Here is a 13,969-nt window from a genome sequence, read left to right as displayed (position 1 = left end):
CCTGTGGGTTCGCCGGCGGAGCTGCTCAGAACGCCGCTTCGGGCAGCTTCATGATCTCGTCGTCGATGGCTTCGATGATGCCGCGCAGCCCGCTCAGCCGCGGCAGCATGTTCTTGGCGAAGAACGCCGCGGTCGCGATCTTGCCCCGGTAGAACGCCTCGTCGTCGCCGCCGGCGCCGGCCGCCAGCGCGCGCTGTGCGACGTCGGCGTGCACCAGCAACCGCCACCCGATCAGCAGATCGCCGACCGCGAGCAGATAGCGCACCGACGCCAGCCCCACCTTGTAGATGTCGGTCGGCTGCTCGGCCGCCGACATCAGGTAGCCGGTCAGCGCACCCGTCATCGCCGTGACGTCGTCGAAGGCGGTCTGCAGCAGCTCGGCGATCGGCCGCAGCGCCTCGTCGCAGTCGTCGACGGTCGCGGTGATCTGAGCCGTCACGAACTGCAGGGCCTGGCCGCGGTCGCGCACGATCTTGCGGAAGAAGAAGTCGAGCGCCTGGATGGCGGTGGTGCCCTCGTACAGCGAGTCGATCTTGGAGTCGCGGATGTACTGCTCGAGCGGGTAGTCCTGCAAGAAGCCCGAACCGCCCAGCGTCTGCAGCGACTCGGTCAGCACCTCGTAGGCCCGCTCCGAGCTCACCCCTTTCACGATCGGCAGCAGCAGATCGTCGACCCGGTGCGCCATGTCGTGATCGGCACCCGAAACACGTTGCGCCACTTGATCATCCTGATGTGCGGCGGCGTACATGTAGAGCGCGCGCAGGCCCTCGGCATACGCCTTCTGGGTCATCAGGCTGCGACGCACGTCGGGGTGGTGGATGATGGTGACCCGCGGCGCGGTCTTGTCGGCCATCTGCGTCAAATCCGCGCCCTGCACCCGCTCCTTGGCGAAGGCCAGCGCGTTGAGGTAGCCGGTGGACAGCGTGCCGGCGGCCTTGACCCCGATCGTCATCCGCGCCTGCTCGATCACGGTGAACATCTGCGCGATACCGCGGTGCACGTCGCCGACCAGGTAGCCGACGGCGGGCACATCCGTTGCGCCGAAAGTCAATTCGCAGGTGGGGGAGGACTTGATGCCCATCTTGTGTTCCACGCCGGTGACGAAAACCCCGTTGCGGGGCCCCAATTCGAATGTCTCCGGGTCGAACAGGTACTTGGGCACGTAGAACAGGCTCAGCCCCTTGGTGCCCGGGCCGGCGCCCTCGGGGCGGGCCAGCACCAGGTGGAAGATGTTCTCGGCGGTGTCGCCCACATCCCCGCCGGAGATGAAACGCTTGACGCCCTCGATGTGCCAGGTGCCGTCGGGTTGTTCGATGGCCTTGGCCCGGCCGGCGCCGACGTCGGAGCCGGCGTCGGGTTCGGTGAGCACCATGGTGGCCGCCCAGCCGCGCTCCACACCCTCGGCGGCCCAGCGCCGCTGCTGCTCGTTGCCCTCTAAGTACAACGCCTGGGACATGAACGGGCCCAGGCAGAAGAAGTTCGCCGACGGGTTGGCGCAGATCAGCATCTCGTTGACCGCCCACGCCAGCGGCGGCGGGGCGGGCATGCCGCCGATCTCCTCGGCCATGCCCAGCCGCCACCAGCCGGCCTCCTTGAGCGCGGCCACCGTCTTGGCCAGCTCCTCGGGCACGGTGATGGCGTGCTCGGCCGGGTCGAACACCGGCGGGTTGCGGTCGGCGAAGGCGAAGGTCTCGGCCACCGGGCCTTCGGCCAGGCGCGCGGCCTCGGCCAGGATGGTGCGCGCCGTCTCCTCGTCGAGGTCGCCGTAGCCTCCGCTGCCCAGCACGGCGCCGACATCGAGGACCTCGAACAGGTTGAACTCGAGATCACGAACGTTAGCGATGTAGTGGCCCAACGTGATTCCCTCACTGCTCGTTGCGGGCGGCGGAGCGTCAGGCTCAGTCTGTCGGACGCGAGAAAACGTACGCAACCGTAACCAGGCCGGCGCCGCTCAGGTCCGGGAACATCGGGTGGCCGCCGCGCGTTGGGAGCAAATGTGACAACAGTCGATCTCACCGCCGAGAAATTCAACGAAACCATCGAGGGCAACGACATCGTGCTCGTCGACTTCTGGGCGTCCTGGTGCGGCCCCTGCCGCCAGTTCGGGCCCACTTTCCAGGCGTCGTCGGAGAAACACCCCGACATCGTGCACGCCAAGGTCGACACCGAGGCCGAACAGCAGCTGGCCGCGGCCGCCCAGATCCGGTCCATTCCCACGCTGATGGCCTTCAAGAAGGGCAAACTGCTGTTCAACCAGCCCGGCGCGCTGCCGCCCGCCGCTCTGGAAGACCTGGTGCAGCAGGTCCGCGCGTTCGACGTGGACGCGGCCATCGCCGAGCAAGGCGAATAACCCGACGCGCTACCGTGCACGGGTGAGTTTGGTACTGGTAGACCACCCGCGGCCCGGCGTCGCGCTGATCACCCTCAATCGCCCCGAGCGGATGAACTCCATGGCGTTCGACGTCATGGTCCCGCTCAAGGAGGCCCTGCAGAAGGTCACCTACGACAACGCGGTGCGGGTGGTCGTGCTGACCGGGGCCGGCCGCGGCTTCTCCTCGGGCGCCGACCACAAGTCCGCGGGCGCGGTGCCCCACGTCGAGGGGCTGACCCGGCCCACTTATGCGCTGCGGTCCATGGAGATCCTCGACGAGGTCATCCTGGCGCTGCGCCGGCTGCATCAACCGGTGATCGCCGCGGTCAACGGCCCGGCCATCGGCGGCGGCCTGTGCCTGGCGCTGGCCGCCGACATCCGGGTGGCCTCCACCAGCGCCTACTTCCGCGCCGCGGGCATCAACAACGGGCTCACCGCCAGCGAGCTGGGCCTGTCCTACCTGCTGCCGCGGGCGATCGGGTCGTCGCGGGCCTTCGAGATCATGCTGACCGGCCGCGACGTCACCGCCGAAGAGGCCGAGCGGATCGGCCTGGTGTCCTGCCAGGTGCCCGAGGAGCAACTGCTGGACACCTGCTACGCCATCGCCGCGCGGATCGCGGCGTTCTCCCGGCCGGGAATCGAGTTGACCAAGCGCACGCTGTGGAGTGGACTGGACGCCGGTAGCCTGGAGGGGCACATGCAAGCCGAGGGCTTGGGACAGCTTTTCGTCCGCCTGCTCACCGCCAACTTCGAGGAAGCGGTTGCCGCGCGCGCGGAACGACGGCCGCCGGTGTTCACCGACGACAAATAGTTTTCAGTTCAGGAGAGCGATCGTGATCACGGCCACGGACCTCGAGGTCCGCGCGGGCGCGCGCATCCTGCTCTCACCCGACGGGCCCGACCTGCGCGTGCAGCCCGGCGACCGGATCGGGTTGGTCGGCCGCAACGGCGCCGGCAAGACCACCACCCTACGCATCCTGGCGGGGGAGACCGAGCCGTACGCCGGGACGATCGCCCGCAGCGGCGAAATCGGTTATCTGCCACAGGATCCCAAAGAGGGCGACCTGGACGTGCTGGCCCGCGACCGGGTGCTGTCGGCGCGCGGGCTGGACGTGTTGCTCACCGACCTGGAAAAGCAGCAGGCGTTGATGGCCGAGGTCGCCGACGACGACGCCCGCGACCGCGCGATCCGCCGGTACGGCCAGCTCGAGGAGCGTTTCGTGGCCCTGGGCGGCTACGGCGCCGAGAGCGAGGCCAGCCGCATCTGCGCCAGCCTCGGCCTGCCGGAACGGGTGCTGACGCAGCAGCTGCGCACCCTGTCCGGCGGGCAGCGCCGCCGGGTGGAGCTGGCCCGCATCCTGTTCGCCGCCGCTGAGGGTGGGGCCACCGGTTCGGGTTCGGCGACCACGCTGCTGCTCGACGAGCCGACCAACCACCTGGACGCCGATTCGATCGGCTGGCTGCGCGACTTCCTGCGGGCCCACACCGGCGGGCTGGTGATCATCAGCCACAACGTCGAGCTGCTCGCCGACGTCGTCAACCGGGTCTGGTTTTTGGACGCGGTGCGCGGCGAGGTCGACGTCTACAACATGAGCTGGCAGAAGTACCTCGACGCGCGGGCCACCGACGAACAGCGCCGCCGCCGGGAACGCGCCAATGCCGAACGCAAGGCCGCCGCGCTGCGCACCCAGGCCGCCAAGCTGGGCGCCAAGGCCACCAAAGCCGTTGCGGCACAGAACATGTTGCGTCGCGCCGACCGGATGATGGCCGCGCTCGACGAGGAGCGCGTCGCCGACAAGGTGGCCCGCATCAAGTTCCCCACGCCGGCCGCCTGCGGGCGCACCCCGCTGACCGCCACCGGGCTGAGCAAGTCCTACGGGTCGCTGGAGGTGTTCAGCGGGGTGGACCTGGCCATCGACCGCGGCTCCCGGGTGGTGGTGCTGGGCCTCAACGGCGCCGGCAAGACCACCCTGCTGCGCCTGCTGGCCGGCGCCGAGACGCCCGACACCGGACGGATCGAGCCCGGACACGGTTTGCGGATCGGCTATTTCGCGCAGGAACACGACACGCTGGACAACGATGCGACCGTCTGGCAGAACATCCGCCACGCCGCACCGGATTCCGGCGAGCAGGACCTGCGCGGCCTGCTGGGGGCGTTCATGTTCAGCGGGCCCCAACTCGACCAACCGGCCGGCACGCTGTCCGGCGGCGAGAAGACCCGGCTGGCGCTGGCCGGTCTGGTCGCGTCGACCGCCAACGTGTTGCTGCTCGACGAGCCGACCAACAACCTCGATCCCGCCTCGCGCGAGCAGGTGCTCGACGCGCTGCGCAGCTACACCGGCGCTGTGGTGCTGGTGACGCACGACCCGGGCGCCGCCGAGGCCCTCGACCCGCAGCGGGTGGTGCTGTTGCCCGACGGCACCGAGGACTACTGGTCCGACGAATACCGCGATCTCATCGAGCTCGCCTGATCTGACGGCACGCCGCCGCAGGCGATTCGGCGAAATCCGCCCGCACCCGGCGACGGCTTTCTACTCTAGGGGCTTGCGATGTGTCCGGGCGTCGGAGGAGCCATGAGAAGAACAGTGCAGCGGTCGGCCAACTCGCGCGACCAGTTGTTGGACGAGCTACGTCACGCCTACGAAAGCGGCGCCAGCATCCGCAGTCTGGTCGCGCGGACCGGCCGGTCCTACGGGTCGATTCACAGCATGCTGCGCGAGTCGGGGACCACGATGCGCAGCCGCGGCGGGCCCAACCGCACGGCCAAGGCGGCGCGCGCCTAGCCCGGCCGGGAGTCGTTGCGCCGCACCGAGTTTTCCACCAGGTCCAGCACCGCGGACAGCCGCTGCGGATCCTCGCCGGACGCCAACCGGGCCACCAGCCCGTCGAGCACCAACTCCAGGTAGCACTGCAGCACATCGCCGGGCACGTCGTCGCGCACCCGGTGCGCCTCGGTCTGCCGACGCAGCCGGTCGGTGGTCGCGGCCGCCAGTTCGGCGGAGCGTTCCGCCCAGCCGCGGCTGAACGCCGGATCGTTGCGCAGCTTGCGGGCGATCTCCAATCTGGTGGCCAGCCAGTCGAACTGGTCGGGCGCGGCCAGCATGTCGCGCATCACCTGGATCAGCCCGGCCCGCGACGCCACCTCGGCCATCCGCTCGGCGTCCTCGTGGGCGAGGGCGAAAAACAGCGCGTCCTTGTCCCGGAAGTGGTGGAAGATCGCGCCGCGCGACATCCCGATGGCCTGCTCCAGCCGGCGCACCGTGGCCTTGTCGTAGCCGAATTCGGCGAAGCAGCGGCGGGCGCCGTCGAGGATCTGGCGGCGCCGGGCCGCCAGATGGTCCTCGCTGACTTTTGGCATCTAGCTGGGCATCCGGCAGGGAGTCGTCGGCCGGGTCAGCCGGACTTGAGCATGTTGCGCAGCACGTACTGCAGGATGCCGCCGTTGCGGTAGTAGTCCGCCTCACCGGGGGTGTCGATGCGCACCACCGCATCGAATTCGACTGCGTCCGAACCGTTTTTGCTCGCCTTGACGTGCACCGTCTTCGGTGTCTTGCCCTTGTTGAGCTCTTCGATGCCGGTGATGTCGAACACCTCGGTGCCGTCCAGCCCCAGGTCCTTGGCCGATTTGCCGTCCGGGAACTGCAGCGGGATCACACCCATCCCGATCAGGTTGGAGCGGTGGATCCGTTCGAACGACTCGGCGATCACCGCGCGTACGCCCAGCAGCCGGGTGCCCTTGGCCGCCCAGTCTCGCGACGAGCCGGACCCGTATTCCTTGCCGCCCAGCACCACCAGCGGAATGTTCTGTGCCGCATAGTTTTGCGCCGCGTCGTAGATGAACGCCTGCGGACCGCCGTCCTGGGTGAAGTCGCGGGTGTAGCCGCCGGCCACGTCGTCGAGCAGCAGGTTGCGCAGCCGGATGTTGGCGAACGTGCCGCGGATCATCACCTCATGGTTGCCGCGCCGCGAGCCGAAGGAGTTGTAATCCTTGCGGTCCACGCCGTGCTCGTCGAGGTACTGCGCCGCCGGGGTGCCCGGCTTGATGCTGCCGGCGGGGGAGATGTGGTCGGTGGTCACCGAGTCGCCCAGCAGCGCCAGCACCCGCGCGCTGGAGATGTCGGCGACCGGCTCGGGCTCGGCTGGCATGCCCTCGAAGTACGGCGGCTTGCGCACGTACGTCGAATCCGGGCTCCACTCAAAGGTATTGCCGCTCGGGGTGGGCAGGTTGCGCCAGCGCTCGTCACCCTTGAAGACGTCGGCGTAGTTCTTGGTGAACATCTCGGAGTTGATCGCCGATGCGATGGTGTCCGAGACGTCCTTCTGCGACGGCCAGATGTCCTTCAGGTAGACGTCGTTGCCGTCCTTGTCCTTGCCCAGCGGCTGCTTTTCGAAGTCGAAGTCCATGGTGCCGGCCAGCGCGTAGGCCACCACCAGCGGCGGCGATGCCAGGTAGTTCATCTTCACGTCCGGGTTGATGCGGCCCTCGAAGTTGCGGTTACCCGAGAGCACCGCGGTCACCGACAGGTCGTTGTCGTTGATGGCCTTCGAGATCTCCTCGGGCAGCGGACCGGAGTTGCCGATGCAGGTGGTGCAGCCGTAGCCGACCAGATAGAAGCCGAGCTTCTCCAAATACGGCCACAGCCCGGCCTTGTCGTAGTAGTCGTGGACCACCTGCGAGCCCGGCGCCATCGTGGTCTTCACCCACGGCTTGGAGGCCAGCCCCTTCTCAACGGCGTTGCGCGCCAATAGCGCCGCGCCCAGCATCACCTCGGGGTTGGAGGTGTTGGTGCACGACGTGACCGCGGCGATCACCACCGCGCCGTGGTCGAGCACGAACTCGCCCAGCTCGTCGGAGCGGACCGTCACCGGGTTGCTCGGGCGGCCGTTGGCGTGCGCGGCGGCCGACTGCACCGCGGGCAGGTCGTCGGCGTGGCCGTTGGACGGCGCCCCCGGGTCGCTGGCCGGGAACGTCTCGTCGACCACCTCGTCCAGCTTCGAGTAGCCCTGCTGCCCGTCGCCGTCGCCGACGTAGCTGGGGATCTGCTCGCGGAAGACGGACTTGGCCTGCGACAACGCAATTCGGTCCTGGGGGCGCTTGGGCCCGGCGATCGAGGGCACCACCTGGGACAGGTCGAGCTCCAGGTACTCCGAGAAGGCCGGCTCGTGGGCGGGGTCGTGCCACAGGCCCTGCTCTTTGGCGTAGGTCTCGACCAGCGCCACCTGCTCGGCGTTGCGGCCGGTGAACTTCAGGTAGTCGATGGTTTCCTGGTCGATCGGGAAAATCGCTGCGGTGGAACCGAATTCGGGGCTCATGTTGCCCAGGGTGGCGCGGTTGGCCAGCGGCACCTCGGCCACCCCCTCGCCGTAGAACTCGACGAACTTGCCGACCACGCCGTGCTTGCGCAGCATCTCGGTGACCGTCAGCACCACGTCGGTGGCGGTCACGCCGGGCTGGATCTCACCGGTCAGCTTGAAGCCGACCACCCGCGGGATCAGCATCGACACCGGCTGGCCGAGCATCGCGGCCTCGGCCTCGATGCCGCCGACGCCCCAGCCCAGCACGCCCAGGCCGTTGACCATCGTGGTGTGCGAGTCGGTGCCCACGCAGGTGTCCGGATAGGCCACCCCGTCGCGCTCCATCACCACCCGGGCCAGGTACTCGATGTTCACCTGGTGCACGATCCCGGTGCCCGGCGGCACCACCTTGAAGTCGGAGAAGGCGCCCTGCCCCCAGCGCAGGAACTGGTAGCGCTCGCCGTTGCGCTGGTATTCGATCTCGACGTTGCGCTCGAACGCGTCGGCCGTGCCGAACAGGTCGGCGATCACCGAGTGGTCGATCACCAGGTCGGCCGGCGCGAGCGGGTTGACCTTCTCCGGGTTGCCGCCCAGGTCGGCGATCGCCTCCCGCATAGTGGCCAGGTCGACGATGCACGGCACCCCGGTGAAGTCCTGCATCACCACCCGGGCGGGCGTGTACTGGATCTCAATGCTGGGCTCCGCCTTGGGATCCCAGTTCGCGATGGCCTCGATGTGGTCTTTGGTGATGTTGCTGCCGTCCTCGTTGCGCAGCAGGTTCTCGGCCAGCACCTTGAGGCTGTAGGGAAGCTTCTCGGTATTGGGGACGGCGTCGAGGCGATAGATCTGGTAACTCTTGTCGCCGACCTTGAGGGTGTTGCGGGCTCCGAACGAGTTCACAGAATCAGTCACTTCAACTCCCAAGGATTTAGTTCTTCCGCCGACGGGCCGTGTCGGCGACGGTGCCAACTTTAACAGTACGCTTGTCCTGCATTACGTCGGCGGTCCTGATCTCAGTCTTATCGCCGTTCCCGCCGGTTTAAACCCCCGTTCGGCCCCGAATGCCCGCCGAGCGTCACACTAGAGTGACCGCCGGGGCCGAGCGTCACGCCAGCGTGACCGCCGCAGCAGGAGGGACGACGATGACCGGGCACGATTCTGCGCCACCGCTCTACATTCCGGTGGACGTCGACATGACGATGGTCAAGGCTGCGGTCGCGGCCACCGGGGTCAGCGCGCCGCCGGCCGCCATGCCCGGCCTGCTCGAGGTGGTCAACCAGGCGCGCGCCGAGGGCATCAACCTCAAAATCGTGCTGCTGGACCACAATCCGCCGAACGACACCCCGCTGCGCGACATCTCGACGGTGGTCGGCGCGGACTACCACGACGCCACGGTGCTGACCCTCAGCCCCAATTACGTCGGCAGCTACAGCACCCAGTTCCCGCGCGTCACGCTCGAGGCGGGCGAGGACATCGCCAAGACCGGCAACCCGGTGGTCTCCGCGCAGCACTTTCTGCACGAGCTCGACACGCCCGAGTTCCCCTGGACCGGGCTGACCATCTTCCTGTTGATCGCGGTCTTCGCGGCGGCCGTCGGCACCCGCGTGCTGCAGGTCCGCAGCAGGGGCGCAGCAACGCCGCCCGATGCGGCCGGCGCCGACACCGTGACGCCGACAAACACCGCGTAGCACGCCCGTCCGGCTTCGGGCCGCAACCGGCCCGCCGCGCCGCGGCAAACCCGGCAGATAACCGTTCGGTCACATTAAACGCACGTAGAGAGTGCGATTTCGGTGGAGCGTTTGCGCGCCCAATTGTGTGACGTACGGTGCAAATGATGCTGGTGTTGTCTTTGGTGCCTAACGATTATTCCGTGGTCGGCGCCACCCGTTGCGTTGAGCCGTAGGAGACCTGAGTCGAATGAGACGCACACGCTGGGGGTCTTCCGCGCGGCCGGCCGCGAGGCTGGTTCGGCCCGTCGTGCCGTCGGTGTTGAGCGTGGCCCTGCTGATCTGCACCCCGGGCCTGGCGCAGGCTGATCCCGCCGCCGACAACCTGGCCGCCCTGATCGCCAACGTCGCCAAGGCCAACCAGCGCCTGCAGAACCTCAGCGCCGAAATCCAGACCGAGCAGGAAAGCGTCAACAAGGCGCTGGTCGACGTGGAGACCGCCCGGGACAACGCGGCCGCCGCCCAGCACGACCTGGAAGCCAGCCAGCAAGCGGTCAAGGACGCCAACGCCGCCATCGCCGGCGCGCAGCGCCGCTTCGACACGTTTGCCGCGGCGGCCTACATGAACGGCCCGTCGAACAGCTACCTGACCGCCCGCAACCCCGACGACATCATCGCCACCGAGGCCGCCGCCAAGAGCCTGACCGCCAGCTCGCAGACGGTGATGGCCAAACTGCAGCAGGCCCGCACCGAGCAGGTCAACAGGGAGTCGGCGGCGCGGCTGGCCAAGCAGAACGCCGACAAGGCCGCCGCCGACGCCAAGGCCAGCCAGGACGCCGCGGTGGCCGCGCTGACCAACTCCCGGCAGAAGTTCGACGAGCAGCGCGAGCAGATGATCCGGCTGGCCACCGAGCGGGACCAGGCCCAGGCCAAGCTGGAGGCGGCCAAACGTCAGCTGTCCACCCCGGGCTCGGGCGACCGCTGGGAGACGGGATCGGCGGGCGCGCCGGCGCCGTCCGCGGGCCGGCAATGGGACGGCGCCTGGGACCCCACCCTGCCGATGATCCCGAGCGCCAACGTTCCCGGCGACCCGATCGCGGTGATCAACCAGGTGCTGGGCATCTCGGCCACCTCGACCCAGGTCACCGCCGGTCTCGGCCGCAACTTCCTGCAGCAGCTCGGCATCCTCAAGCCCGACGACACCGGCATCACCAACGCGGCGCCCGGCGGGGTCGGGGCGCGCATCCCGCGGGTGTACGGGCGGCAGGCGACGGAGTACGTGATCCGTCGCGGCATGTCGCAGATCGGGGTGCCCTACTCCTGGGGCGGCGGCAACGCGGCCGGCCCCAGCAAGGGCATCGACTCCGGCGCCAACATCGTCGGCTTCGACTGTTCGGGGCTGGTGCTGTATTCGTTCGCCGGGGTGGGCATCAAGCTGCCGCACTACTCGGGCTCGCAGTACAACCTGGGCCGCAAGATCCCGTCCTCGCAGATGCGCCGCGGCGACGTCATCTTCTACGGACCGGGCGGCTCCCAGCACGTCACCATCTACCTCGGCGACGGCCAGATGCTCGAGGCGCCCGATATCGGGTTGAAGGTCCGCGTCGCCCCCGTCCGCACCAGCGGCATGACGCCCTACGTGGTCCGTTACATCGAGTGGTGAGCAAGTGAGCAGTGAACGAGGAGCCATGCGCCGCAACCGGTTTCGTCTCATCGTCTTCGCCTGGATCACCGCGATGGTGACCGGGCTGATGTTTTCCGTGGCACCGACGCCGGCCGCGCTGGCCGACCCCGGCGAGTGGGATCCCACCCTGCCGGCCCAGATCAGTGCCGGCGCCCCGGGCGATCCGCTCGCCGTCGCCAACGCCTCGCTGCAGGCCACCGCGCAGGCCACCCAGACCACGCTGAACCTGGGCAAGCAATTCCTCGGCGGGCTCGGCATCAACCTGGGCGGCAACGACGCGCCCGCGGCCGCGGCCACGCCGTCCAACCCGGGCGGCAAGATCCCGCGGGTCTACGGCCGGCAGGCCATCGAGTACGTGATCAAGCGGATGGGGTCGCAGATGGGGGTGCCGTACTCGTGGGGCGGCGGCTCGCTGGACGGTCCCAGCAAGGGTGTCGGCGACGGCGCCAACATCACCGGGTTCGACTGTTCGGGGCTGATGCGCTACGGCTTCGCCGGGGTCGGCGTGCTGATCCCGCGGTTCTCCGGCGACCAGTACAACGCCGGGCGTCACATCCCGCAGGACCAGGCCCGCCGCGGCGACCTCATCTTCTACGGCCCGGGCGGGTCCCAGCACGTCACCATGTACCTGGGCAACGGGCAGATGCTCGAGGCGTCCGGCAGCGCCGGCAAGGTCACCGTCAGCCCGGTGCGCAAGCCCGGCATGACGCCGTTCCTGACTAGGATCATCGAGTACTGATCGCGGGCCGGCCCGGCCATCGGCTGGGCGAGCGTCGACGGAATTCGGCGGGCCTGGAATAGTTGGACGAGGGCACGTCGCTGCCCGGCAGTCGTGTCCGATTGAGCTCTGGAGGGTTATCGATGACAGCAGCAGGTGGGCCGCCGCCAGGCGCCGGCGGTTACTCGGGCCCGGGCGGGCAGTCCGGCCCGGGCGCGCACGAAGCGCCGACCGGCGGCGCCGGTGCCGGCAATGGCCTGGCCGCCGAGGTGCAGACCCTGGAACGGGCCATCTTCGAGGTCAAACGCATCATCGTGGGCCAGGACCAGCTCGTCGAGCGGATGCTGGTCGGCCTGCTGTCCAAGGGCCACGTGCTGCTCGAGGGTGTGCCCGGCGTCGCCAAGACGCTGGCTGTCGAGACCTTCGCGAAGGTGGTGGGCGGGACATTCGCGCGCATCCAGTTCACCCCCGACCTGGTGCCCACCGACATCATCGGTACCCGCATCTACCGGCAGGGCAAGGAGGAGTTCGACACCGAGCTGGGCCCCGTGGTGGTCAACTTCCTGCTCGCCGACGAGATCAACCGCGCGCCCGCCAAGGTGCAGTCGGCGCTGCTGGAGGTCATGCAGGAACGCCACGTGTCGATCGGCGGTAAGACGTTCCCGCTGCCCAACCCGTTCCTGGTGATGGCGACGCAGAACCCGATCGAGCACGAGGGCGTCTACCCGCTGCCCGAGGCCCAGCGCGACCGCTTCCTGTTCAAGATCAATGTCGGCTACCCGTCGCCGGAGGAGGAGCGCGAGATCATCTACCGGATGGGCGTGCGCCCGCCGGAGCCCAAGCAGATCCTCAACACCGGCGACCTGGTCCGGCTGCAGGACATCGCGGCCAACGTCTTCGTCCACCACGCGCTGGTCGACTACGTGGTGCGGGTGGTCACCGCCACCCGGCACCCCGAACAGCTGGGCATGAACGACGTCAAGACGTGGATCTCGTTCGGCGCCTCGCCGCGCGCCTCGCTGGGCATCATCGCCGGGGCGCGGTCGCTGGCGCTGGTGCGCGGCCGCGACTACGTGATTCCGCAGGACGTCGTGGACGTCATTCCCGACGTGCTGCGGCACCGGCTGGTGCTCACCTACGACGCGCTGGCCGACGAGATCTCGCCGGAGATCGTCATCAACCGGGTGCTGCAGACGGTCGCCCTGCCTCAAGTGAATGCCGTTCCGCAGCAAGGGCATTCGGTGCCCCCGGTGATGCAGCCTGCCGGTGCGGCCAGCGGTCGGTGACCGACCCCAAGAGGCCGGTGCTGCATCCGCCCTCGATGCAGCGCGGGCAGATCGATGACCCGAAGCTGTCGGCGGCGCTGCGCACGCTCGAGCTCACCGTCAAACGCAAGCTCGACGGGGTGCTGCACGGCGACCACCTGGGCCTGATCCCGGGGCCGGGATCCGAGCCGGGGGAGTCGCGCGAGTACCAGCCCGGCGATGACGTGCGGCGGATGGACTGGGCCGTCACCGCGCGCACCACGCATCCGCACGTGCGGCAGATGATCGCCGACCGCGAGCTGGAGACCTGGCTGGTGGTCGACATGTCGGCCAGCCTGGACTTCGGCACCACCGTCTGCGAGAAACGCGACCTGGCGGTGGCGGCCGCGGCCGCGATCACCTTCCTCAACAGCGGCGGCGGCAACCGGCTCGGCGCGCTGATTGCCAACGGCGCCACCATGACTCGGGTGCCGGCGCGGTCCGGGCGCCAGCACGAGCAGACGCTGCTGCGCACCATCGCGACCACACCGCGGGCGCCGGTCGGGGTGCGCGGCGATCTGGCGACGGCCATCGACGCGCTGCGCCGTCCGGAACGCCGGCGCGGCATGGCGGTGATCATCAGCGACTTCCTCGGTCCGATCAACTGGCAGCGGCCGCTGCGGGCGATCGCGGCCCGGCACGAGGTGCTGGCCATCGAGGTGCTCGACCCGCGGGACGTCGAACTGCCCGACATCGGCGACGTGGTGCTGCAGGACGCCGAGACGGGCGTGACCCGTGAGTTCACCATCGACGCCCAGCTGCGCGACGACTTCGCCAAGGCCGCCGCGGCGCACCGGGCCGACGTCGCGCGCACCATCCGCAGCTGCGGGGCGCCGATCCTGACGCTGCGCACCGACCGCGACTGGATCGCCGACATCGTGCGGTTCGTGGAATCCCGCCGGCGCGGGGCATTGGCGGGGCGGCAGTGAC

At 69.0% G+C, this 13,969-nt stretch carries 12 protein-coding genes; 9 read left to right on the top strand and 3 right to left on the bottom strand.

The window, feature by feature from the left end:
- Positions 1-25: 25 nt before the first annotated feature.
- Complete coding sequence (locus NF20_RS09245) at positions 26-1,855, bottom strand: acyl-CoA dehydrogenase (protein ID WP_009977561.1); 1,830 nt, start codon at positions 1,853-1,855, stop codon at positions 26-28.
- Positions 1,856-1,996: 141 nt separating this feature from the next.
- Between NF20_RS09245 and trxA the strand changes: the two genes are divergently transcribed.
- The 4 genes from trxA (at position 1,997) to NF20_RS09225 (ending at position 5,154) form a co-directional block, all read left to right on the top strand.
- Positions 1,997-2,350 (top strand): thioredoxin, encoded by a 354-nt coding sequence (gene trxA / locus NF20_RS09240; protein ID WP_003877663.1) that lies wholly within the window; start codon positions 1,997-1,999, stop codon positions 2,348-2,350.
- Positions 2,351-2,372: 22 nt separating this feature from the next.
- A complete protein-coding gene (locus NF20_RS09235; protein WP_023866263.1) occupies positions 2,373-3,182 on the top strand; it encodes an enoyl-CoA hydratase in 810 nt (269 codons plus the stop codon).
- A 22-nt stretch (positions 3,183-3,204) separates the two neighbouring features.
- The gene (locus NF20_RS09230) at positions 3,205-4,842 is read left to right on the top strand and encodes an ABC-F family ATP-binding cassette domain-containing protein (RefSeq protein ID WP_003876090.1); all 1,638 of its coding nucleotides are present in this window, start codon (positions 3,205-3,207) and stop codon (positions 4,840-4,842) included.
- Positions 4,843-4,944: 102 nt separating this feature from the next.
- Complete coding sequence (locus NF20_RS09225; protein WP_003876091.1) at positions 4,945-5,154, top strand: helix-turn-helix domain-containing protein; 210 nt, start codon at positions 4,945-4,947, stop codon at positions 5,152-5,154.
- Here the strand turns inward: NF20_RS09225 and NF20_RS09220 are convergent.
- Together NF20_RS09220 and NF20_RS09215 are read right to left on the bottom strand one after the other, a co-directional pair.
- Complete coding sequence (locus NF20_RS09220; protein WP_003876092.1) at positions 5,151-5,729, bottom strand: TetR/AcrR family transcriptional regulator; 579 nt, start codon at positions 5,727-5,729, stop codon at positions 5,151-5,153. The two genes, NF20_RS09225 and NF20_RS09220, sit on opposite strands and share 4 nt — an antisense overlap.
- A gap of 35 nt (positions 5,730-5,764) precedes the next feature.
- A complete protein-coding gene (locus NF20_RS09215) occupies positions 5,765-8,578 on the bottom strand; it encodes an aconitate hydratase (RefSeq protein ID WP_023900045.1) in 2,814 nt (937 codons plus the stop codon).
- Positions 8,579-8,808: 230 nt separating this feature from the next.
- Here NF20_RS09215 and NF20_RS09210 point away from each other — a divergent pair, with 230 nt between their 5' ends.
- The 5 genes from NF20_RS09210 (at position 8,809) to NF20_RS09190 (ending at position 13,968) form a co-directional block, all read left to right on the top strand.
- Positions 8,809-9,354: a DUF6676 family protein gene (locus tag NF20_RS09210; protein ID WP_033710647.1), complete on the top strand. Its 546-nt coding sequence runs from the start codon at positions 8,809-8,811 to the stop codon at positions 9,352-9,354.
- A 229-nt stretch (positions 9,355-9,583) separates the two neighbouring features.
- Entirely contained in the window at positions 9,584-10,996 is a 1,413-nt protein-coding gene (gene ripA, locus NF20_RS09205; protein ID WP_033710648.1) for an NlpC/P60 family peptidoglycan endopeptidase RipA, read from the top strand.
- Between the two features lie 25 nt (positions 10,997-11,021).
- Positions 11,022-11,756, top strand: coding sequence for an NlpC/P60 family peptidoglycan endopeptidase RipB (gene ripB / locus NF20_RS09200; RefSeq protein ID WP_003876096.1), 735 nt, complete (start codon positions 11,022-11,024; stop codon positions 11,754-11,756).
- 122 nt (positions 11,757-11,878) lie between these two features.
- A complete protein-coding gene (locus NF20_RS09195) occupies positions 11,879-13,021 on the top strand; it encodes an AAA family ATPase (RefSeq protein WP_003876097.1) in 1,143 nt (380 codons plus the stop codon).
- Positions 13,018-13,968 (top strand): DUF58 domain-containing protein, encoded by a 951-nt coding sequence (locus NF20_RS09190; RefSeq protein ID WP_009977550.1) that lies wholly within the window; start codon positions 13,018-13,020, stop codon positions 13,966-13,968. The genes NF20_RS09195 and NF20_RS09190 overlap by 4 nt, the downstream gene beginning before the upstream one ends.
- Position 13,969 lies beyond the last annotated feature (1 nt).

The sequence above is a fragment of the Mycobacterium sp. MAC_080597_8934 genome (assembly GCF_000523975.1).
Taxonomy (GTDB): domain Bacteria; phylum Actinomycetota; class Actinomycetes; order Mycobacteriales; family Mycobacteriaceae; genus Mycobacterium; species Mycobacterium avium.
This window is presented reverse-complemented; position numbering and strand designations above follow the sequence as displayed.

Excerpts from the sequence above, each read along its gene's own strand:
- NF20_RS09225 (WP_003876091.1), top strand. The coding sequence starts at position 4,945 with ATGAGAAGAACAGTGCAGCGGTCGGCCAACTCGCGCGACCAGTTGTTG.
- NF20_RS09220 (WP_003876092.1), bottom strand. The coding sequence starts at position 5,729 with ATGCCAAAAGTCAGCGAGGACCATCTGGCGGCCCGGCGCCGCCAGATC.
- NF20_RS09210 (WP_033710647.1), top strand. The coding sequence starts at position 8,809 with ATGACCGGGCACGATTCTGCGCCACCGCTCTACATTCCGGTGGACGTC.
- ripA (WP_033710648.1), top strand. The coding sequence starts at position 9,584 with ATGAGACGCACACGCTGGGGGTCTTCCGCGCGGCCGGCCGCGAGGCTG.
- ripB (WP_003876096.1), top strand. The coding sequence starts at position 11,022 with ATGCGCCGCAACCGGTTTCGTCTCATCGTCTTCGCCTGGATCACCGCG.
- NF20_RS09195 (WP_003876097.1), top strand. The coding sequence starts at position 11,879 with ATGACAGCAGCAGGTGGGCCGCCGCCAGGCGCCGGCGGTTACTCGGGC.